The organism is Planobispora longispora, from assembly GCF_016863135.1.
GTDB classification, from domain to species: domain Bacteria; phylum Actinomycetota; class Actinomycetes; order Streptosporangiales; family Streptosporangiaceae; genus Planobispora; species Planobispora longispora.
Genome location: NZ_BOOH01000042.1, coordinates 14,487 through 34,499 on the forward strand (window position 1 = coordinate 14,487; position 20,013 = coordinate 34,499).

Below are 20,013 nucleotides of genomic sequence, written 5' to 3' on the forward strand. Positions count from 1 at the left end.
CGTCGGACTTCCCGCGCGGCCCGCGCCCGGCCGCACGAGCGAGGGGCGCGTGGCACGGCTCATCCAGCCGCGCCGCGCGCCCCTCGGGGATGGTCACCCAGCGCGCCCCCGCGACGCTGGGCTACCGCCCAACTACATGAAGTATGTCCCACGACCACCTGACCATGGTGGTTCGTGTCCCCTGGACTTCTCCCAGCGGATTTCTTCCATCCGCTGTAGGTAGACGGCATTCATCCGCGGTTGGTTCGCGAAACCACCGCGAAAGTTTGCCGGGCGATCTCCAGCTCCTCGTCCGTGGGCACCACCGCGATCTTCACCCGCGAGTCCCCGGCCGAGATCACGCCCTTGCCGTCGGCGTTGCGCGCCGGGTCCAGCACGATCCCGAGCCCGTCGAGCCCGCTCATCGCGCGCTCCCTGACCAGGGACGAGTTCTCCCCCACCCCGCCGGTGAACGCGATCACGTCCACCCTGCCGAGCACCGCGCAGTAGGCGCCGACGTACTTGCGCAACCGGTGGCAGTAGACCGCCAGGGCCAGCCCGGCGTCCGGGTCCCCGGCCGCCACCCGCCGTTCCACCTCGCGCATGTCGTTGTCGCCGCAGAGGCCGAGCATGCCGCTGCGGCGGTTGAGCAGCGTGTCGATCTCGTCGAGGGACATGCCCGCCGCCCGTCGCAGGTGGAGGAGGACGCCCGGGTCGATGTCCCCGCTCCGGGTGCCCATGACGAGCCCCTCCAGCGGGGTCATGCCCATCGAGGTGTCCACGCACCGCCCGGCCGCCACCGCCGAGGCGCTGGCGCCGTTGCCCAGGTGCAGCACGATCACGTTGGCGTCCGGCCGGCCCGCCAGCGCCGCCGCCTCGCGCGAGACGTAGGCGTGGGAGGTGCCGTGGAAGCCGTAACGCCGGATGCCGAGCCGCCCGGCCGTCTCCCTGTCGATCGCGTAGGTCGCGGCCTCGGCGGGCATCGTGGCGTGGAAGGCGGTGTCGAAGACCGCGACCTGCGGCAGGTCGGGGCGGACCCGCCGGGCCACCTCCATGCCGGCCAGGTTGGCCGGGTTGTGCAGGGGCGCCAGCGGGATCAGGTCCCGGACCCCCGCGACCACCTCGTCGGTGATGAGGGTGGGCTCGGTGAAGGCCGTGCCGCCGTGCACCACCCGGTGCCCGATCGCGGTCAACTCCGGGGAGTCGATCCCGAACCCCGTGGAGGCGAGCTCCCCGGCGACGACCTCCAGCGCCGCGGCGTGGTCGGCCACCGGGGAGCCCTCCTCGCCGATCCGCTCGATCGTCCCCGAGGCCAGGCGGGTCGCCGTCCCGGACGCGGACCAGTCGTCGGCGGACAGGAGCCGGTACTTCACCGAGGAGGACCCGGAGTTCAGGACCAGAATGTGCGTCATCGGGCGGTCTCCTGGGCCTGGATGGCGGTGATGGCGACGGTGCTGACGATGTCGGTGACCAGCGCGCCCCGCGACAGGTCGTTGACGGGCTTGCGCAGACCCTGCAGGACCGGGCCGACCGCCACCGCCCCGGCCGAGCGCTGCACGGCCTTGTAGGTGTTGTTGCCGGTGTTGAGGTCCGGGAAGATCAGCACGGTCGCCCGGCCGGCGACCTGCGAGCCGGGGAGCTTGGCCGCCGCGACCCTCGGGTCGACCGCCGCGTCGTACTGGATGGGTCCCTCGACGAGCAGCTCCGGGGCCCGCTCGGCGACCCTGGCGGTGGCCTCGCGGACCTTGTCCACGTCGGCGCCCTGCCCCGAGGTCCCGGTCGAGTAGGAGAGCATCGCGACCCGCGGCTCGACGCCGAAGCGCTCGGCCGTACGGGCCGAGGAGATGGCGATGTCGGCCAGCTGCGCGGCGTCCGGGTCGGGGTTGATCGCGCAGTCCCCGTAGACGAGCACCTTGTCGGCCAGGCACATGAAGAACACCGAGGAGACGATCGAGGTCTCCGGGACCGTCTTGATGATCTGGAACGCGGGCAGGATCGTGGCGGCCGTGGTGTGCGCGGCGCCCGAGACCATGCCGTCCACCCGGCCGGTGTGCAGCATCATCGTGCCGAAGAAGTTGACGTCGGTGACCACGTCCCTGGCCCGCTCCATGCTGATGCCCTTGTGGGCGCGGAGCCGGGCGTACTCCTCGGCGAAGGAGTCGCGCAGCGGCGAGGTCAGCGGGTCGACGACGGGCGCCCCGGCCAGGTCCAGGCCCAGCTCGGCGACCCGCTTGCGGACCACCTCCTCGCGGCCCAGCAGGGTGAGGTCCACGATGCCGCGCCGGAGGAGGATGTCGGCGGCGCGCAGGATGCGGTCCTCCTCGCCCTCGGGCAGCACGATGTGCCTGCGGTCGGCGCGCGCCCGCTCCAGCAGCGTGTGCTCGAACATCATCGGGGTGACCCGCTCGGAGCGGGTCAGCTCGATGCGGTCGGCGAGCCCGGCGGTGTCGACGTGCGCGTCGAAGTGGCCCAGCGCCGTCTCGATCTTGCGCGGGTTCTCCGCGGCGAGCCGCCCCTCCAGCCCGGCCAGCGTGGTGGCCACGGTGAAGCTGTCGTCGGAGGCCGCCAGCACCGGCATGCCCGGGGCCAGCCGCGCGGTCAGGGCCCGTACGGCCTCCGTCGGCTCCTCCCCCAGCGTGAGCACCACCCCGGAAGGACGCGCCGTCCCCGCGGCCTCCGCGGCCAGCGAGACCAGCAGCAGGTCGGCCCGGTCCCCCGGAGTGATCACCAACGCCCCGTCCACCAGGTGCTCCAGGAACACCGGGATCGTGGCGCCGCCGAAGACGAACCCGGTCACGTCGCGGGTCAGGCCCTCCTCGTCGCCCTGGAGCTGCTTGGCCTGCACGGCCCGCGCCACCTGCTCGACGGTCGGCGCCGACAACGAGGGGTGCTCGGGGATCATGTAGCACGGCACCGGCAGGTCGGGCTCGACGGTCATCCCGGGCGGCACCCGGTTGGCGATCACCGCCAGGACCGTGCAGCCCAGGTCGGAGAAGACCTGGTAGCCGGTGCGCATCTCCCGGGCGATCTCGTCGGCCGCGTCGGCGTGCGCGCCCACGACCACGATCACCGGGGCGCCGAACTCGGCGGCGAGGCGGGCGTTGAAGGCCAGCTCGCGGGGGAGGTCGTCGGTGGCGAAGGAACTGCCCAGCACCAGCAGCGCGTCGCATTCGCGCTCCAGCGTGTGGAAGCGGGAGACCAGCCGGGCGATGAGCTCCTCCGCCCCCTGCCGGGCGTAGATCTCCGCGGCGTCCTCCGCGGTCACCCCGATCGCCGCGGCGGCCGGGCGGTACCGGTCCTGCAGGAGCTCCGAGGCGTGCGCCCCCCGGGCGATCGGCCGGAACACCCCGGTCCTGCCCACCCGGCGGGTCAGCAGCTCCATCACGCCGAGCTCGACGATCTGCCTGCCGTCCCCGGGACCGAGACCGGCCACGTAGATGCTCCGCATATGCGATTACCCCCGCCTCGACCAGTTGCCGTGCACGACAGGACTAAACCATGCCGATCCAGCGTCCGATCCGGCGGATCAGGTCCGGGGTGGCCGCCGACTCCGCGTGGCCGTACCCCGGCTCGATCCAGAGCTCCTTGGGCTCCCCGGCCGCGTCGTGGATCTGGTGGGCGTGGTCGAGCGGGAAGAACGTGTCGGCGTCGCCGTGCACGATCAGCAGGGGCGTCGGCGCGATCTTCTCGGCGGCCTCGTACGGCGCCAGCGGCACCGGGTCCCACGTGCCCTTCCCGATCCGGGTGCCCTTGCCCAGCCGCGCCGCCAGCCGCCCCACCGGCCGCTCGATCGCCCAGTGCACCTGCCGCATCGGCCGGGTGCCCCGGTAGTACCAGCGCGCGGGGGCGCTCACCGAGACCACCGCGTCCACGCCGCGCTCATGGTCGCGCTCGCTCTGCGCCTCGCCCGCTCGGCTCCGGCTCGCCGCTCCGTGGAGCACACCGGCGTGACGCAGGGCGACCGCCCCGCCCATCGAGAAGCCGACGGTCACGACCCTGGTGTAGCCGATCACGCGAGCGTGCCGTACGGCCGCGTCCAGATCGAGGATCTCCAGGTCTCCCACGGTCGACTCCCCGCCCGAGCGGCCGTGTCCCCGGAAGTCGATGGAGACGACCCCGCCGAACCCGCTGAGCACGTGGGCGATGCGCCGGGTGGGGCGCTCCCTGAGCGAGCCGGTGAACCCGTGGGCCAGCACGATTCCGAGGTCGGCGGCTCCGCGCGAGGGGGTGTGCGCGGCGTCGATCCGCACGTTGTCCTGGGTCTTGAGCATCACGGGGAACGACGGCGCGAAAGACATGCCCCGAGCATAGAGAGTGATCAATCTCATGACATGTCGGGATTCATGACGCCGCCCCGGCCGCCGACAACCTGCTTACAAAAAGGTAGACAGGGGATGAATTAGGGCACTTCCCCATGAGAGCGCGTGAGCGATTGCGCGGATCAACTAAAATGGTAGGGCCGCACGGTCCGCGGCCAGCCTCCACGATCACAGAGTGAGACTCCATCATGCCTTTGAACAGCCGCGACGACCTGCGGAACATCGCGATCATCGCGCACGTCGACCACGGCAAGACCACTCTCGTGGATGCCATGCTCTGGCAGTCCGGTGCCTTCCGGGCCAACCAGGACGTCGATGACCGCGTCATGGACTCCAACGACCTGGAGCGCGAGAAGGGCATCACCATTCTCGCGAAGAACACCGCCGTCAAGCACGGCGACATGACCCTCAACATCATCGACACCCCCGGCCACGCCGACTTCGGCGGCGAGGTCGAGCGCGGCCTGTCCATGGTGGACGGCGTGGTGCTGCTGGTCGACGCCTCCGAGGGCCCGCTGCCGCAGACCCGCTTCGTGCTGCGCAAGGCGTTCGCCGCCAAGATGCCGGTCATCCTCTGCATCAACAAGGTCGACCGTCCCGACGCCCGGATCAAGGAGGTCGTGGACGAGGTCTACGAGCTCTTCATGGACCTCGACGCCACCGAGGAGCAGATCGACTTCCCGATCGTCTACGCCTCGGCCAAGGCCGGGCGCGCCTCGCTGAACCGCCCCGAGGACGGCGGCCTGCCCGACTCCGAGGACCTGGAGCCGCTCTTCCAGGTCATCAAGGAGACGATCCCCGCCCCGACCTACGACCCGTCCGCCCCGCTGCAGGCCCACGTCACCAACCTGGACTCCTCGTCCTACCTGGGCCGGATCGCGCTGCTGCGCGTGCACCAGGGCGTCATCAAGAAGGGCCAGCAGGTCGCCTGGTGCAAGACCGACGGCACCATCGAGCGCGTGAAGATCAGCGAGCTGCTGATGACCGAGGCGCTGGAGCGCAAGCCCGCCGAGCAGGCCGGCCCCGGCGACATCATCGCGATCGCCGGCATCCCGGAGATCATGATCGGTGAGACGCTGGCCGACCCCGAGGACCCGCGCCCGCTCCCGCTGATCACCGTCGACGAGCCGGCCATCTCGATGGTCATCGGCACCAACACCTCCCCGCTCGTCGGCAAGGTCAAGGGCGCCAAGGTCACCGCCCGCATGGTCAAGGACCGCCTGGACAAGGAGCTCGTCGGCAACGTGTCGCTGCGCGTGCTGCCGACCGAGCGCCCGGACGCCTGGGAGGTCCAGGGCCGCGGCGAGCTGGCGCTGGCCATCCTGGTCGAGCAGATGCGCCGCGAGGGCTACGAGCTGACCGTCGGCAAGCCGCAGGTCGTCACCAAGACGATCGACGGCAAGCTGCACGAGCCGGTCGAGCGGCTGACCGTCGACTGCCCGGAGGAGTACCTCGGGGCCGTCACCCAGCTGCTGGCCGTCCGCAAGGGCCGCATGGAGCACATGACCAACCACGGCACCGGCTGGATCCGGATGGAGTTCGTGGTCCCGGCCCGCGGCCTGATCGGCTTCCGCACCGAGTTCCTGACCGAGACCCGCGGCACCGGCCTGGTCCACCACGTCTTCGAGGCCTACGAGCCGTGGTTCGGCGAGCTGCGCACCCGCAACAACGGCTCCCTGGTCGCCGACCGTTCCGGCCCGGTGACGGCCTTCGCCATGCTGAACCTCCAGGAGCGCGGCGTGCTGTTCGTCTCGCCCGGCACCGAGGTCTACGAGGGCATGATCATCGGTGAGAACTCGCGCTCCGACGACATGGACGTGAACATCACCAAGGAGAAGAAGCTCACCAACATGCGCTCCTCCACGGCGGACGAGACCGAGAAGGTCATCCCGCCGCGCATGCTCTCCCTGGAGCAGGCGCTGGAGTTCATCCGCGAGGACGAGTGCGTGGAGATCACCCCCGAGTCCGTGCGCATCCGCAAGGTCGTCCTCGACGCCTCCACCCGCGCCCGCACCACCGCCCGCGCCAAGCGCGGCAACTGACACGGCCGAACACGCGCGGAGTGCCGGCGAGCGGCCTCACTCCCGTACGGCGAGGGCGCCGGATCCCCTGCGGGTCCGGCGCCCTCGCCGTACACAGCGCGTCACATGTCTGTTTTGCGGCATATAGAGACAATAGGGAGCTTCAGCCCCTTTCTCCTGCGGTAGGAGAACCGGGAGGGCCCCTCCGCACAGGAAGCGGAGGACGGCCACGACCTACGGGGGAACCTTCCATGCTTCGCAGGACACAACTGGCCCTGGCCGCCACTGTGGGAGCGGGAGCGATCGCCGCCGGCGTCGGGCTGTCGGCCGAAGCGTCACCGGACCCGTCCGGCACCGCGACTCCGGCGACTCCCGGCCCCGCCACGCCGGACGGGACGACCGCGAGCCCCACCGGCACCGGCACCGTGGGACCGCCGGTCGCCATCTCGATCACCGCCGAGATCAAGGACGCGAAGGGCACGATCGTCGGCTCCCTCACCGCCAAGGAGGACCAGGACGGCAAGCCCCAGATCAGCATCACGGTCAGCGGGCTGCCCACCGGGTATCACGGTCTCCACATCCACACCAAGGGCGTCTGCGATCCCGGCTCCGTCGATCCGGGCACCGGGAGCCCGTTCTCCAGCGCGGGCGAGCACTTCTCCCTCGGCTCGGAGCCCCACCCCGGCCACTCCGGCGACCTGCCCGACCTCCTGGTCGGCGGGAACGGCACCGGCAGCGCCTCCTTCATCACCGACCGATTCCAGCTGAAACAGCTCGCCGACGCCGACGGCAGCGCCGTCGTCATCCACGAGAAGGCCGACAACCAGGCCAACATCCCCGACCGCTACAACCACCCGGCCGACACCGACGACCCCGAGTCGGAGACGACGATGACGGCCGGTCCCGACATGGAGACGCTGAAGGGCGGCGACTCCGGCGCCCGCATCGCCTGCGGCGTGATCATCATGAAGTGAGCGGCCCGCCACCCCCGGGAGAGCCCGGGAAGCCGAGCCGGGATCACCCCTTCGACCAGTCGGCCGGGAGAACCGAGCCGGGGCCGGCCCTCCGGTCAGTCGGCCGGGAGATGGGCGGTGAGCCACTCCACGAGCGGGGTCAGGTCGCGCCAGACCGCCCGGACGCGGGAGACGACCTCGGGGGTGTGCACCCAGGGCTCGGGCTCGAAGCGGCGGCCCGCGTGCAGCGAGCGGTGACGGAGCAGGTCGAGGCGGGGATGGTCTTCGGGCACTCCGCGCGGGCGGGTCTTGAGCCGGTCGCCCTCGACCGCGTAACCCGCCGCGCGGAGCGCGTCCACGACCTTCTCCAGCGGGGCTCCGCTGACCTCCTCGTCGACCGCCTCCCGGTAGCGGGCGAGCCGCGCGCCCTCCGCGGCGTAGAGGCCGGCCCCCACGTGGAGCCCGGCGGCGTCGAGCTGGACGTAGTAACCGACGGCCTCGGCGGTGGCGGCGTAGGCCCCCTGGTGGGTCTTGTAGGGCGACTTGTCCTTGGCGAAGCGCACGTCGCGGTTGGGCCGGAACAGGTGCACCGCGCCGAACTCGCCCTCCAGCTCCTGACCCAGCGCCGCCATGGGCGCCTTCACCATGTCCTCGTAGACCTGCCGGTGGCGGGTCCAGTAGGTCTTGGAGTTGTCAGCCTCCAGGCCCTCGTAGAACACGAACGCCTCGTCAGGGAAACCGCTGAAGCTCATGCCGCCCATCGTGGCATCCGGCACTGACAGTTTCCCGCTCCGCACCCTCCGGCCCCTCGACGCCGAGCCCTCCGGCCGCTCAGCCCTCCTGCCCTTCGGCCCCTCGGCGCCGAGCCCTGCGGCCGCTCAGCGCTTCATGTACCGCTTCCCCGGGGTCAGCTCCCTGCCGTACAGCTCCGACAGCGTCACGAACGTGTAGCCCTCGGCGGCGAGATCCTTCAGCACCTCGGGCACCGCATCGACCGTCGAGCGGTGGATGTCGTGCAGGAGCACGATGGACCCCGGGGCGGCCGCCGCCACGCGGCGGGTCACGACCCCGCTGTTCCGGTCGCGCCAGTCCATGGTGTCGACGTTCCACAGGATCTGCGACAACCCCCGGCTGCGGCTCGCCTCGGCGACCCGCCCGTCGGTGGCGCCGTACGGCGGCCGCATGAAGACCATCCGCACCCCCGTCTCCCGTTTCACGATCTTCTGGGTGCGGTCCAGCTCGGCTGCGATGCCGGACCTCGACAGGGCGGTGAGCTGCGCGTGGCTCCAGGAGTGGTTGCCCAGCTCGTGCCCCTCGGCCACCATCCGGCGCAGGTCGCCCCCGCCGCCCCGGGCCACCACCCCGCCGACCACGAAGAAGGTCGCTCTGGCCCGGTGCTCGGCGAGGGTGTCGAGAAGGTCGCCGGTGTGCTCGCCCGGCCCGTCGTCGAAGGTCAGCGCGACGCACTTGGCCTTGGCGCAGTCCACGTCGCGCGCCGGAGGGGGGACGGGACGCTCGGGTTCGGGCCACTCCGGCTGGATCGCGGTGAGTTCCCTGACCAGCCTCGCCGGGTCGATCGGAGGGTCGACCGGAGGCACGGCCGCTCCCCCGAATCCGAGCATCATCGCCAACGGCACAGTCCACACGCGCATGTCTCCCCCGAATCCCCGTCGAGCGGGACGGTGGCACCGGCGGCCGCCGGCCACGCCCCTCACGGAACTTCTCTCACTCCCTTCCCCCATAATCGGACATCAGACCGCAATTCGCCGCACCACAGATCATGTCGGCGGGTCGTCCCGGCCCGGCCCCCACTCATGCCCGGCCCGGCACCCCATCCGCCTCGGCACCCCCGCCGACGCACCTCCGCCGACGCACCCTCCCGGACCACACGCCCGGCCGGCCCCGCCGGCGCGCCCTCCCGGGTCAGTGGTCCGGCGTCTCCCGCGGCTCCGTCACGACCATCACGAAGCGGAGCGGGCGCTCACCCTCGTTGGCGTACCGGTGCGGGCGGTCCGCGCTGAACACCACGGCCCCGTCCGTGCCGACCACGTGGCTTCTGCCGTACACCGTGAGGGTCAACTCCCCTTCGAGGATCGTGAGCATCTCCCGGGTCCCCGGCGGGTGGGCGTCGCCGTCGTGGTGCTCGCCGGGGGCCAGCCTCCAGTCCCACAGCTCCAGGATCGCGGGCGCGTCGGTCCCGACCAGCAGCCGCGCCGCGCTCCCGTCCCCGTGCGGGAAGGTGACCATGTCGGCGGCGTTCACCACCCGGACCACGGGCGTGTCGGAGACCTCCACCATCCGGGCGACGGTCACGCCGAGGGCGTCGGCGATGCGGGTGAGCGTGTTGATGCTGGGGTTGGTCCGCCCCTGCTCGACCTGGACCAGCATGCCGCGGCTCACCCCCGAGCGCGCGGCGAGCTCGTCGAGCGTCATCTGCCGGTGCGCCCGCTGGGCCCGCACGTTGTTGGCGATCGCGCCGGTGATCGTCTCAGGATCCATGAGTGCAGTGTAGTGAAACTAATTTGCACTAGAGTGCACCATACGTGTTGTACTAATAGTGCAATCCACTGAACTGAGGTGAACGATGACTGCGGTTGTCCTGGCGACGGCCTGCGCGCTCGTGTACGGCACGGCGGACTTCTTCGGCGGACTGGCCACCCGGCGGTCCCGGGTGATGGCGGTGGTGGTCCTCTCCCAGCTGGCCGGCCTGGCCCTGGTCACCGCGCTGCTGCCGGCGCTGCCCGGGGCGTTCTCGCCGGGCGGGCTCGTCTGGGGCATGGCGGCCGGGGTGTCCGGCGGCGCGGCGCTGGTGCTGTTCTACCGCGCGCTGGCCACCGGAGTGATGTCGGTGGTGGCGCCCGTCACCGCCACCACCTCGGCGGCGCTGCCGGTGCTGTTCGGGCTGGCGGCCGGAGAGCGGCCGGAGCCGATCGCGCTGGGCGGCGTCGCGCTCGCCCTGGTCGCGGTGGTGCTGGTGAGCCGTGACTCCTCGCCCGCCGCGGCCGGCAGGGGCTACGGCCCGGTGCTGAGCTCGCTCGCCGCGGGCGCGGGCTTCGGCGGCTTCTTCATCCTGCTCGACCAGGTCCCCGACGGCGGCGGCATGTGGCCGCTGTTCGGCGCGCGGCTGGCCTCGGTCGCGCTGATCGCCCTGCTGGCGCTGGCCACCCGCCGCACGCTGCGGCCCGGCACGGGCGCACTGTGGACCATCGTCGTGGCCGGGGTCCTGGACATGGCCGCCAACGTCCTGTTCCTGCTCGCCACGGAGCGCGGCATGCTCGCCCTCGTCGGCGTGCTGGCCTCGCTCTACCCGGCGAGCACCTTGCTGCTGGCCCGCTACGTGCTGGGCGAGCGGCTGAACACCGTCCAGACGGTGGGGATCGGCTGCACCCTCGCCGCGGTCGCCCTGATCGCCTCGGCCTGACAGTCGGCGGCGGCGGCGAGGCGAGGACAGGCGACGACGGCGAGGCGGGGGACGGCGGGAGGACGAGGGAAACGCGACGGCCGTCCCGTCATCCGGCGATGACCCGTTGTGCTCTTCCCAAGCGCTTGTTACGGTCATGCCCGTGCAGCCCAGTCGGGCATCCGTCGTCTCCGGGCCGTTCGCGCACACAGCGGTCGCGTACGGCTCCGACGAGGATTTCCTCATCCTGGTCCCGCCCCTGGTCCTCGGCGGGCTGCGCGACGGCCGCAGCGTCCTGGTGGCCACCTGCGAGCGCAAGCTCGCCCTGCTGGACGACGCCCTGGGCGAGGACGCCCGGCGGATCGACCGCAGGATCACCGAGGAGTGGCACGTCAACCCCGTCCGCACGCTCGCCGCCTGCTGCGAGTACGCGCGGCGGGGGAAACCCACGACGATCATCAGCGAGCCGCCCTGGGCCGGCTGGGACGAGCGGCGGACCCTGGACTGGATCCGCTACGAGGCGGCGATCAACATCGCGCTCGCGGGGCTCCCCACCGCCGCCTGGTGCCTCTACGACCGGACGGCCGCCCCCGGCCACCTGTCGCGCACCCACCCCACGTTCCTGAACGCCCACGGTGTGGAGCCCAACAGGCTCTACACGCCGCCCGAGCAGCTCGTCCTGCCCGGCGACGGGGCGCCCCTGCCCGAGCCGCCCGCCACCGCGGCCGTCACCGCCTTCGCCCCCGAGACGATGGGCGCGCTCCGGCGCGCGGTCACCGAGCAGGCCAGGGCGGCCGGCATGGACCGCAACCTGGTCGCCTCACTCGTGCTGGGCGTCTCGGAGATCGCGGCCAACAGCGTGGAGCACGGCGCCGGGCACGGGCGGGTCACCCTCTGGACGGAGGGGGACGAGCTCGTGTGCGAGATCACCGACCCCGGAGGCGGGCTCGACGACCCGCTCGCGGGATACCGCCCGCCGGAGCCCGAGTCCCAGCGCGGCTACGGGCTGTGGATCAGCCGCCAGCTCTGCGACCGGGTGGAGATCCGGAACTCGCCCGAGACTCTCCGCGTCCGCCTGTACATGTCGCTGCGGCAATGAGCCCGCGCACACGAGCCGGGCGCGCCATGCCTGTCCATGTCGCCGCGGCGACGAACCCGCGTATGACCGAGCCCTTCCAGGTCGCCATGGCGACAGCCCGCGTACGACCGGGCCCTTCCATGTCGCGACGGCGGCCGTACGGTGGCCCTCAGGCGGCCCTCAGGCGGCCCTCAGGCGGCGCGCTGCTCCGGCAGCAGGCGCAGGGCGCCCTCCTCGCGGGCGTAGTCCTCCAGCATCGTGCGGAGCTGGCGGCGGCCGCGGTGCAGACGGGACATGACCGTGCCGATGGGGGTCCCCATCCGCTCGGCGATCTCCTTGTAGGCGAAGCCCTCGACGTCGGCGAGGTAGACGGCCACCCGGAAGTCCTCCGGCAACGAGCGCAGGGCGTTCATCACGACGCTGTCCGGCAGCTGCTCCAGCGCCTCCGTCTCGGCGGACTTCAAGCCGGTGGAGGTGTGGGACTCGGCGGCGGCCAGCTGCCAGTCCTCGATGTCCTCAGCGGCCGAGAGCTTGGGCGAGCGCTGCTTCTTGCGGTACTCGTTGATGAAGTTGTTGGTCAGGATGCGGTGCAGCCAGGCCTTGAGGTTCGTGCCCTCGCGGAACTGGTGGTAGGAGGTGAAGGCCTTGGTGACCGTCTCCTGGACCAGGTCCTCGGCGTCGGCGGGATTACGGGTCAGACGCATGGCGGACGCGTAGAGCTGCCCAGTCACCGGTACGACGTCGCGTTCGAACCAGCTCTGGCGCTGCTCCTCGGTCATCGTGATCATGTCATCCCCCTTGTTACTTTCCCCCGGTAACGCCGAGCACGGGTGTGGTGCACCCTTTCCGGCAGTCTTGCTGATGCTCCCATCGGCTTCGTAAGAGAGCCGTTAAGAGTTCCGCCCGGATGAGAGGCCTATTCGTGACCGTTTCGTGAGCGGAAGTGACACGCCCTACGGTCGGCCAAGTCTCAATAGGGTAACACCCTTTACTTGATTCGCCGGGAGATGTGCTCATCCTCACATATACGCAGGTGGGGATAGCTTGGGCGTCATGTACTACGTGGACCGACACGACCCCGCGACCCGGGACTGGACGGCCGAGGCCATCCGCCGGGTCGAAGCCGACGCCAACCGCAGTTGCGACACCCATCTCCACGTCTTTCCGCTGCCCGCGAGGTGGGGCGTAAACCTCTATCTGAAAGACGAGTCAGTCCACCCCACCGGTTCACTCAAGCACCGCCTGGCACGCTCCCTGTTCCTGTACGGCCTGGCCAACGGCTGGATCGGCCCCGCGACCACGGTGGTGGAGGCCTCCAGCGGCTCGACCGCCGTGAGCGAGGCCTACTTCGCCCGGCTGCTCGGACTGCCGTTCATCGCGGTGATGCCCGCCTCGACCTCGCCCGAGAAGATCGCTCTGATCGAGTTCTACGGCGGCAAGTGCCACCTCGTGGACGACCCCGCGGCGATCTACTCCGAGTCCCACAGGCTCGCCGAGGAGACCGGCGGGCACTTCATGGACCAGTTCACCTACGCCGAGCGGGCGACCGACTGGCGCGGCAACAACAACATCGCCGAGAGCATCTTCAGCCAGATGGCGCTGGAGCCCCACCCCGAGCCGGCCTGGATCGTGGTGGGCGCCGGGACCGGCGGCACCTCCTCCACCATCGGCCGCTACATCCGCTACCGCCGCCACCCCACCCGGCTGGCCGTGGTGGACCCCGAGGGCTCCGCCTTCTACCCCGCCTGGTGCTCGGGCGACGACGCCGTCACCGCCCCCGGCTCCCGCATCGAGGGCATCGGCCGTCCCCGGGTGGAGCCGTCCTTCCTGCCCACCGTCATCGACCGCATGGTCCAGGTCCCCGACGCCCGCTCCATCGCCGCGATGCGCTGGGTCCGCGAGGTCACCGGCCGGCACGTCGGCGGCTCCACGGGCACGAACGTGGCGGCGGCCGTACAGCTCATCGGGGAGATGCGCGAGGCCGGCGAGCACGGCAGCGTGGTGACGCTGATCTGCGACGGCGGCGAGCGCTACCGCTGCACCTACGATGATGACGCCTGGCTCGCCGAGCGCGGCCTCGACATCGGCCCCCACCTGGAGGAGTTCCGCGCCTTCCTGACCCGCCCCTGACCCCTGCGCCTCTCCCCGCACGGGAACCCGCGCGGGACCCCGTGCGGGGAGAGGAAGGGTCAGGACGCCTTGGCCGGGTCGACCTCGAACATCTTCGCCAGGTCGTCGAGCATGACGTGCGCGCCCTGGATGCCGACGGCGCTCATCCAGGTGACGTCGTCGACCACGTGCTGCTCGCCCTTGAGCTTGCCCCAGAGCGGGTTGGACTGGAACCGCTTCTGGACGGCCTCGATCTCCGGGTCCGGGTAGGACACGACGAAGATGTGGTCGGCGTCGAGCTGCGGGATGTTCTCCTCGCTGATCGGCACCATGATCGTCTCAGTGGTGCTCGGCTGGCCCTCGGGGCGCGGGAAGCCGACGTCCTTGAGCACCAGGCCGGAGTAGGAGTTCTCCACGTACAGGCGGACGGTCGGCTCGTTGGTGAAGCGCGCGACGGAGACCGTGGGCATCTCGCCCTGCTTCTCCTTGACGGCCGCGCCGATCTTGGCGGCGCGCTCCTCGTAGGCCTTGATCCGCTCGCCGGCGAGCTCCTCCTTGCCCAGGGCCTGTCCCACCAGGCGGAGGTTGTCCTTCCAGATGGCGCCGGTGGTCTCGCTGAACACGGTGGGCGCGATCTGGGTGAGCTTGTCGTACAGCGCCTCGTGACGGATCTTGGCCGAGACGATCAGGTCGGGCTTGAGCGCGATGATCTGCTCCAGGCTCGGCGCCTCCAGCGTGCCGACCACCTTGATGTTCTGGGCCTGATCCATGACCGGGGCCAGGTACTCGGGGAGCTTCTCGTCGATCCCCCGGTAGACGGTGTAGCCGACGACCTCGGTGTCCAGCGTGAGCACCGCGTCGACGAAGCTCTGGTCGAGGGCGACGACCCGCTTGGGCTGGGCGGGGATCTGCGTCTCGCCCATCGCGTGCTTGATCGTGCGCGGGTAGGCCGCCGTGTTCCCCCCTGCGTCGCTCGCCGCCGGAGCCGGGGACGCGCTGTCGGTGGCGGCCGTGGTGCCGGAGGTGCTCGACCCACAGGCGACGAGGCCGAGGGACAGTGCGGCTCCCGCCACGCCCACAGTCAGGGCGCGCAACGCTCTCATCAGGGATCCTCTCAGTAAGGCAAGACTAACCTAATTAAGATTAGCCATACCTAACCTGTCATACTCGGACGGGGTCCGGCGAACGAGAGGAACTCAGTGAGCACAGCGATGACCGTGGCGCGGCCGCCGTCGGCCGGCGGCGTGCGCACGGTTCGCCGGCGCCGCCTCCTCGTGCTCACGGCCCTGTTCGCGACGCTCGCGGCGGCCGTCGCGCTGAGCATCGCCGTCGGCGCCAAGCCGATCTCCCCGGCCGACGTCTGGCACGGGCTGACCGATCCGTCCGGGACCGAGAACGACATCGTCATCCAGTCGCTGCGCCTTCCCAGGACCGCGATCGGGATCATGGCGGGGATCGCGCTCGGCGTCGCGGGCGCGCTCATGCAGGGCCACACCCGCAACCCGCTGGCCGACCCGGGTCTGCTCGGCGTCACCCAGGGCGCGGCGTTCGCGATGGTGCTCAGCATCCTGGTCCTCGGCGTCACCGGCCTGTACGGCTACATCTGGTTCGGCCTCGCCGGAGCGCTGATCGCCAGCGTGGGCGTCTTCGCCCTCGGCATGGTCGGCGGCCGCGGCGGCCCCACCCCGGTCACCCTCGCCCTCGCGGGCACCGCGGTCAGCGCGTTCCTGTACGCCCTCACCTCGACCATGGTCCTCATGGACGAGCAGGCCATGGACGTCTTCCGGTTCTGGCAGTCGGGCTCCATCGCCGCGCGGGGCTCCGAGATCGCCTGGCAGGTGCTGCCGTTCATCGCCGCCGGCCTCGTCCTGGCGCTGGTCAACGCCCCCGCGCTGAACGCGCTCTCGCTCGGCGAGGACGTCGCCCGCGCCCTCGGCCAGAACGTCACCCTGACCCGGACCGTCGGCGTCGCCGCGATCACCCTGCTCAGCGGCGCCTCGGTGGCGGCCTGCGGCGCGCTCTCCTTCCTCGGCCTGATGGTCCCGCACCTGGCCCGCCCGCTCTCCGGGCCGGACCACCGCTGGCTGCTGCCGTACTCCGGACTGCTCGGCGCCTGCGCCCTGCTCCTGGCCGACGTGGTCGGCCGCGTCGTCGCCCGCCCCGGCGAGCTGGAGGTCGGCGTCGTGCTGGCCATGCTGGGCGCGCCCTTCTTCATCGCCCTGGTCCGCCGTAGGAAGCCGATCCGCCTGTGACTCCCCTGTCCCACCCCCCGGCCCCGGTGCGGCTCCCGCACGAGCGGCCGCTGCGCGTCGGCCCCGTCTCGTGGTTGCTCCGGCTGCGCCCGGCCGCCATCGCCCTGCTCCTGCTGGCGGCCGTGGCACTGATGACGGCCCTCGGCATGCGCATCGGCGACATCCCGATGACGGTCGTCGAGGTCCTCCAGGCGATCACCGACGACGGGCCGAACCACTTCGTGGTGATGGAGCTGCGCCTGCCCCGCGCGCTGACCGGCGCCCTGGTCGGCGCGGCGCTCGCGCTGGCCGGCGCGATCACCCAGGCCATCGCCCGCAACCCGCTGGCCAGCCCCGACATCCTCGGCGTGACCAGCGGCGCCAGCGTGCTCGTGGTCGCGGCCATCGTGGCCGCCGGGAGCGCGCACGGCGGCCCGAGCGGCGCCCTGGTCGAGGTCGGCATCCCGCTGCTGGCCGTGGGCGGCGGCCTGGCCGGGGCGCTGGCCGTCTATCTCCTGGCCTGGCGCCGCGGGCTGGACGGCTACCGCCTGGTCCTGGTCGGCATCGGCGTCACGGCCGTGTTCACCAACGTGAAGTACTGGCTGCTGACCCTCGGCGACGTCAACGACAGCAGCCGGGCCATGGTCTGGATCAGCGGCTCGCTCAACGGCCGGGGCTGGGAGCACGTCCACCCGACCGCGCTGGCGCTGGCGGTCCTCGTCCCGCCGGCCCTGCTCGGCACCCGCTCCCTCGGCGCGCTGCGCTTCGGCGACGACACCGTGACCGGCCTGGGCGTGCGGACGAACCTCGCCCGCGGCCTGATGATCCTCGCCGCCGTCCTGCTCGCCGCCGTGGCCACCGCCTCGGCCGGGCCCATCGCCTTCGTCGCCCTGGCCGCCCCGCAGATCGCGCTGCGCCTGGCCGGGGTGTCCCAGCCCCCGCTGCTGGTCTCCGCCCTGGCCGGCGCGTTCCTGACCAGCGCCGCCGACCTGGCCGCGCGGACCGTCTTCAGCCCCGTCGAGCTTCCCGTGGGCGTGGTCACCGCGGTCCTCGGCGCCCCCTATCTGATCTATCTTCTCGTCCGCGCGCGCAGAGAGGTGCGTTCATGAGGTTGCAGGCCGTTGACGTCAAGCTCGGGTACGGCGATCGGATCATCGTCGACGGCCTCGATCTCGGGATCGAGGCCGGGACGGTGACCACGATCATCGGCCCGAACGGCTGCGGGAAGTCCACGCTCCTGCGGGCCCTGGGGCGGCTGCTCAAGCCTTCGGGCGGGGAGGTGCTGCTGGACGGCAAGCGCATCGACCGCATGCCCACCAAGGAGGTCGCCAAGGTCCTGGGGGTGCTCCCGCAGGCGCCGACGGCCCCGGAGGGGCTGACGGTGGCCGACCTGGTGGCCCGGGGGCGGCACCCGCACCAGACCTGGTACCGGCAGTGGTCCTCCGACGACGAGTCGGCGGTCAGCGAGGCGCTGTCCATGACCGGCCTGCTCGACTTGGGCGAGCGCCCGCTGGACGAGCTCTCCGGCGGCCAGCGCCAGCGCGCGTGGATCTCGATGGCGCTCGCCCAGGGGACCGACCTGCTCCTGCTCGACGAGCCGACGACCTTCCTCGACCTGGCCCACCAGGTCGAGGTCCTGGAACTGGTCCGCAGGCTCCACGGCGAGCTGGGCCGGACCGTGGTGATGGTCCTGCACGACCTCAACCTCGCCGCCCGCTACGCCGACCGCCTGGTCGCCATGCGCGGCGGCGAGGTCATCGCCGCCGGCACCCCGGCCGAGGTCCTCACCGAGTCCCTGCTGTCGGAGGTCTTCGACCTCGACGCCAAGGTCATCGAGGACCCGGTGGCGGGCACCCCCCTCGTCGTCCCCATCGGCGTCCGCCACTGAGGGTTCCGCGGCTCGCGGCGCGGACCCGCCCGTCCTCCGCCGTGTCCGCGGGCGCGTTCCCTTGATCCCGTACGGCCCCCGCCGGAGAATGTGAAATCCGTCCGCCGGGGGATGTCCGGTACGGGCCCGCGGCTCCGACGTCCCCGGTGAGCGGCGCCGGAAGGGCGCCGACGGAGAAAGGGGAGAGCCGTGAAGTACATGATCTTGATGTACGGCTCGCAGCGGGACTACGACATGATTTCCGGCAGGCCCACCGACACGGTCACCTGGTCCCCCGAGGACATGGCGGCCATGCACGCCTTCATGGAGGCGTGGAACAAGGAGCTGGTCGAGTCCGGGGAGTTCGTCGACGCCCAGGGCCTGAGCGCGCCCGTGCACGCCAGGAGGATCCGGCTGCGGGACGGGGTCCCCGTCGTCACCGACGGGCCGTACGCCGAGACCCAGGAGGTCCTCGCCGGCTACACGATCGTCGAGTGCGCGAGCTTCGACCGGGCGACCGAGATCGCCGCGCGCCTGGCCGAGACCCCGCACCCGGCGGGGGCGGATCTCGGCCGCGAATGGTACGTGGACGTGCGCCCGATCGCCGACGGCGTCGACGAGCTGACGGTGTGACCGGCCGCCGTGGCGGATGACCGCGTCGAGGACCTGCTGCGCCTGCTGGCGCCGCAGGTCCTCGGGGCGCTGGTCCGGCGGTACGGGAACTTCGACACCGCCGAGGACGCCGTGCAGGAGGCGCTCCTCGCGGCCGCGACGCAGTGGCCCGGCGAGGGCGTCCCGGACGACCCCCGGGCCTGGCTGATCAAGGTCGCCTCGCGCCGGCTGACCGACCTGCTCCGCAGCCTGCAGGCCCGCCGGGAGCGTGAGGAGGCCGTCGCCCGGTGGACGCCGGCCGACCGGTGGTCGGCGCCGGCCGCCGATCTGGCCGCGCCGGAGGCCGACGACACGCTCATCCTGCTGTTCATGTGCTGCCACCCCGCGCTCTCGCCCGCCTCGCAGATCGCGCTCACCCTGCGGGCGGTCGGCGGCCTGACCACCGCGGAGATCGCCCGCGCCTTCCTGGTGCCGGAGGCGACCATGACCCGGCGCATCAGCCGGGCCAAGCAGAGCGTCAAGGACAGCGGCATCCCGTTCGGCCTGCCCTCCGGCCCGGACCGCGACGAGCGGCTCGGCGCGGTCCTCCACGTGCTCTACCTGATCTTCAACGAGGGCTACGCCAGCACGTCGGGCCCGGACCTCCAGCGCGCCGAGCTGTCCGCCGAGGCCATCCGGCTGACCCGGATCGTCCACCGGCTGCTGCCCGGCGACGGCGAGGTGGCGGGGCTGCTCGCGCTGATGCTGCTCACCGACGCGCGCCGGCCCGCGCGCACCGGGCCGGACGGCGCCCTGATCCCGATGGCCGAGCAGGACCGGAGCCGGTGGAACGCCGAGCACATCGCCGAGGGCGTGGCGCTCGTCACCGGCGCGCTCGCCCGGGGCGCGGCGGGCCCGTACCAGCTCCAGGCGGCGATCGCCGCGCTCCACGACGAGGCGCCCAGCGCCGAGGCGACCGACTGGCCGCAGATCACGGCGCTGTACGAGCTGCTGATGCGGATCTCCGACAACCCCGTGGTGGCGCTGAACCACGCCGTGGCGGTGGCCATGGCCCGCGGGCCGCGTGTGGGGCTCGGCGTGCTCGACGAGCTCGCGGCCGACGGGCGGATCGCCGAGGACCACCGGCTCCACGCGGTCCGCGCGCACCTGCTGGAGATGGCCGGCGACCGCCCGGCGGCGCGCGAGTGCTATCTGGCGGCGGCCCGGCGGGCGACCGGCCTCCCGCAGCGGCGTTACCTGAACGGCCGGGCCGCCCGGCTGGCGGACGGAGGCGGACAGGCGTGACGGAAGCGAAGAATGTGGCGGCGGTGAAGAGAAGGGGCGGAGCCGGAGAAGTGCGGCGGGATTGACCAAGGCGTGACGGAAAGACGAGACCGGCGTCCGGCACGGTGGGCACCGGCCATTTTCCGCGGAAGAGACCGGCACCGTTTCCCCGACACCGGTC

Annotated in this window: 18 protein-coding genes; 10 read left to right on the top strand and 8 right to left on the bottom strand. The window is 71.8% G+C overall.

The window, feature by feature from the left end; all coding sequences use genetic code 11:
* Positions 1-230 precede the first annotated feature (230 nt).
* From Plo01_RS25005 to Plo01_RS25015, 3 genes are read right to left on the bottom strand one after another with little or no spacing between them, the layout of a single operon-like run.
* A complete protein-coding gene (locus tag Plo01_RS25005; protein WP_203893127.1) occupies positions 231-1,391 on the bottom strand; it encodes an acetate/propionate family kinase in 1,161 nt (386 codons plus the stop codon).
* Complete coding sequence (gene pta, locus Plo01_RS25010) at positions 1,388-3,427, bottom strand: phosphate acetyltransferase (RefSeq protein WP_203893128.1); 2,040 nt, start codon at positions 3,425-3,427, stop codon at positions 1,388-1,390. The genes Plo01_RS25005 and pta overlap by 4 nt, the downstream gene beginning before the upstream one ends.
* A gap of 43 nt (positions 3,428-3,470) precedes the next feature.
* The gene (locus Plo01_RS25015) at positions 3,471-4,277 is read right to left on the bottom strand and encodes an alpha/beta hydrolase (RefSeq protein WP_203893129.1); all 807 of its coding nucleotides are present in this window, start codon (positions 4,275-4,277) and stop codon (positions 3,471-3,473) included.
* 209 nt (positions 4,278-4,486) lie between these two features.
* Between Plo01_RS25015 and typA the strand changes: the two genes are divergently transcribed.
* Entirely contained in the window at positions 4,487-6,340 is a 1,854-nt protein-coding gene (gene typA, locus Plo01_RS25020; protein ID WP_203893130.1) for a translational GTPase TypA, read from the top strand.
* Positions 6,341-6,570: 230 nt separating this feature from the next.
* Positions 6,571-7,293 carry a superoxide dismutase family protein gene (locus Plo01_RS25025; protein WP_203893131.1) on the top strand — a complete coding sequence of 241 codons (723 nt, stop codon included), beginning with the start codon at positions 6,571-6,573 and terminating at the stop codon, positions 7,291-7,293.
* A 95-nt stretch (positions 7,294-7,388) separates the two neighbouring features.
* Here Plo01_RS25025 and Plo01_RS25030 read toward each other — a convergent pair whose 3' ends face one another.
* The 3 genes from Plo01_RS25030 to Plo01_RS25040 form a co-directional block, all read right to left on the bottom strand.
* Complete coding sequence (locus tag Plo01_RS25030; RefSeq protein WP_203893132.1) at positions 7,389-8,024, bottom strand: DUF2461 domain-containing protein; 636 nt, start codon at positions 8,022-8,024, stop codon at positions 7,389-7,391.
* 126 nt (positions 8,025-8,150) lie between these two features.
* The gene (locus Plo01_RS25035; RefSeq protein WP_239317011.1) at positions 8,151-8,870 is read right to left on the bottom strand and encodes a polysaccharide deacetylase family protein; all 720 of its coding nucleotides are present in this window, start codon (positions 8,868-8,870) and stop codon (positions 8,151-8,153) included.
* Positions 8,871-9,195: 325 nt separating this feature from the next.
* Positions 9,196-9,771 (bottom strand): helix-turn-helix domain-containing protein, encoded by a 576-nt coding sequence (locus Plo01_RS25040; RefSeq protein WP_203893134.1) that lies wholly within the window; start codon positions 9,769-9,771, stop codon positions 9,196-9,198.
* Positions 9,772-9,856: 85 nt separating this feature from the next.
* Between Plo01_RS25040 and Plo01_RS25045 the strand changes: the two genes are divergently transcribed.
* Positions 9,857-10,693 carry an EamA family transporter gene (locus Plo01_RS25045; protein ID WP_203893135.1) on the top strand — a complete coding sequence of 279 codons (837 nt, stop codon included), beginning with the start codon at positions 9,857-9,859 and terminating at the stop codon, positions 10,691-10,693.
* Between the two features lie 142 nt (positions 10,694-10,835).
* A complete protein-coding gene (locus Plo01_RS25050; protein WP_203893136.1) occupies positions 10,836-11,771 on the top strand; it encodes an anti-sigma factor RsbA family regulatory protein in 936 nt (311 codons plus the stop codon).
* Between the two features lie 170 nt (positions 11,772-11,941).
* Here Plo01_RS25050 and Plo01_RS25055 read toward each other — a convergent pair whose 3' ends face one another.
* Positions 11,942-12,538, bottom strand: a complete 597-nt coding sequence (locus Plo01_RS25055; RefSeq protein ID WP_203893137.1) for a sigma-70 family RNA polymerase sigma factor — start codon at positions 12,536-12,538, stop codon at positions 11,942-11,944.
* Positions 12,539-12,803: 265 nt separating this feature from the next.
* On the opposite strand from Plo01_RS25055, the gene cds1 reads away from it, so the two are divergent.
* Positions 12,804-13,880, top strand: a complete 1,077-nt coding sequence (gene cds1 / locus Plo01_RS25060) for an L-cysteine desulfhydrase Cds1 (protein WP_203893138.1) — start codon at positions 12,804-12,806, stop codon at positions 13,878-13,880.
* A gap of 59 nt (positions 13,881-13,939) precedes the next feature.
* Here the strand turns inward: cds1 and Plo01_RS25065 are convergent, their stop codons facing one another.
* The gene (locus tag Plo01_RS25065) at positions 13,940-14,962 is read right to left on the bottom strand and encodes an ABC transporter substrate-binding protein (protein WP_203893139.1); all 1,023 of its coding nucleotides are present in this window, start codon (positions 14,960-14,962) and stop codon (positions 13,940-13,942) included.
* Between the two features lie 96 nt (positions 14,963-15,058).
* On the opposite strand from Plo01_RS25065, the gene Plo01_RS25070 reads away from it, so the two are divergent.
* The 5 genes from Plo01_RS25070 to Plo01_RS25090 all read left to right on the top strand — a co-directional run bounded on the left by Plo01_RS25070 (position 15,059) and on the right by Plo01_RS25090 (position 19,853).
* Positions 15,059-16,111 carry a FecCD family ABC transporter permease gene (locus Plo01_RS25070; RefSeq protein ID WP_239317013.1) on the top strand — a complete coding sequence of 351 codons (1,053 nt, stop codon included), beginning with the start codon at positions 15,059-15,061 and terminating at the stop codon, positions 16,109-16,111.
* Entirely contained in the window at positions 16,108-17,199 is a 1,092-nt protein-coding gene (locus Plo01_RS25075; protein ID WP_239317016.1) for a FecCD family ABC transporter permease, read from the top strand. The genes Plo01_RS25070 and Plo01_RS25075 overlap by 4 nt, the downstream gene beginning before the upstream one ends.
* Positions 17,196-17,978 carry an ABC transporter ATP-binding protein gene (locus tag Plo01_RS25080; protein ID WP_203893140.1) on the top strand — a complete coding sequence of 261 codons (783 nt, stop codon included), beginning with the start codon at positions 17,196-17,198 and terminating at the stop codon, positions 17,976-17,978. The genes Plo01_RS25075 and Plo01_RS25080 overlap by 4 nt, the downstream gene beginning before the upstream one ends.
* Before the next feature lie 198 nt (positions 17,979-18,176).
* Positions 18,177-18,590 carry a YciI family protein gene (locus tag Plo01_RS25085; RefSeq protein WP_239317041.1) on the top strand — a complete coding sequence of 138 codons (414 nt, stop codon included), beginning with the start codon at positions 18,177-18,179 and terminating at the stop codon, positions 18,588-18,590.
* Between the two features lie 9 nt (positions 18,591-18,599).
* Entirely contained in the window at positions 18,600-19,853 is a 1,254-nt protein-coding gene (locus Plo01_RS25090) for an RNA polymerase sigma factor (RefSeq protein ID WP_203893142.1), read from the top strand.
* Positions 19,854-20,013 lie beyond the last annotated feature (160 nt).

Coding starts and splice junctions, on each gene's coding strand:
- Plo01_RS25065 (WP_203893139.1), bottom strand. CDS start 14,962: ATGAGAGCGTTGCGCGCCCTGACTGTGGGCGTGGCGGGAGCCGCACTG.
- Plo01_RS25080 (WP_203893140.1), top strand. CDS start 17,196: ATGAGGTTGCAGGCCGTTGACGTCAAGCTCGGGTACGGCGATCGGATC.
- Plo01_RS25045 (WP_203893135.1), top strand. CDS start 9,857: ATGACTGCGGTTGTCCTGGCGACGGCCTGCGCGCTCGTGTACGGCACG.
- Plo01_RS25085 (WP_239317041.1), top strand. CDS start 18,177: ATGATCTTGATGTACGGCTCGCAGCGGGACTACGACATGATTTCCGGC.
- cds1 (WP_203893138.1), top strand. CDS start 12,804: ATGTACTACGTGGACCGACACGACCCCGCGACCCGGGACTGGACGGCC.
- pta (WP_203893128.1), bottom strand. CDS start 3,427: ATGCGGAGCATCTACGTGGCCGGTCTCGGTCCCGGGGACGGCAGGCAG.
- typA (WP_203893130.1), top strand. CDS start 4,487: ATGCCTTTGAACAGCCGCGACGACCTGCGGAACATCGCGATCATCGCG.
- Plo01_RS25030 (WP_203893132.1), bottom strand. CDS start 8,024: ATGAGCTTCAGCGGTTTCCCTGACGAGGCGTTCGTGTTCTACGAGGGC.
- Plo01_RS25015 (WP_203893129.1), bottom strand. CDS start 4,277: ATGTCTTTCGCGCCGTCGTTCCCCGTGATGCTCAAGACCCAGGACAAC.
- Plo01_RS25055 (WP_203893137.1), bottom strand. CDS start 12,538: ATGATCACGATGACCGAGGAGCAGCGCCAGAGCTGGTTCGAACGCGAC.
- Plo01_RS25025 (WP_203893131.1), top strand. CDS start 6,571: ATGCTTCGCAGGACACAACTGGCCCTGGCCGCCACTGTGGGAGCGGGA.
- Plo01_RS25040 (WP_203893134.1), bottom strand. CDS start 9,771: ATGGATCCTGAGACGATCACCGGCGCGATCGCCAACAACGTGCGGGCC.
- Plo01_RS25005 (WP_203893127.1), bottom strand. CDS start 1,391: ATGACGCACATTCTGGTCCTGAACTCCGGGTCCTCCTCGGTGAAGTAC.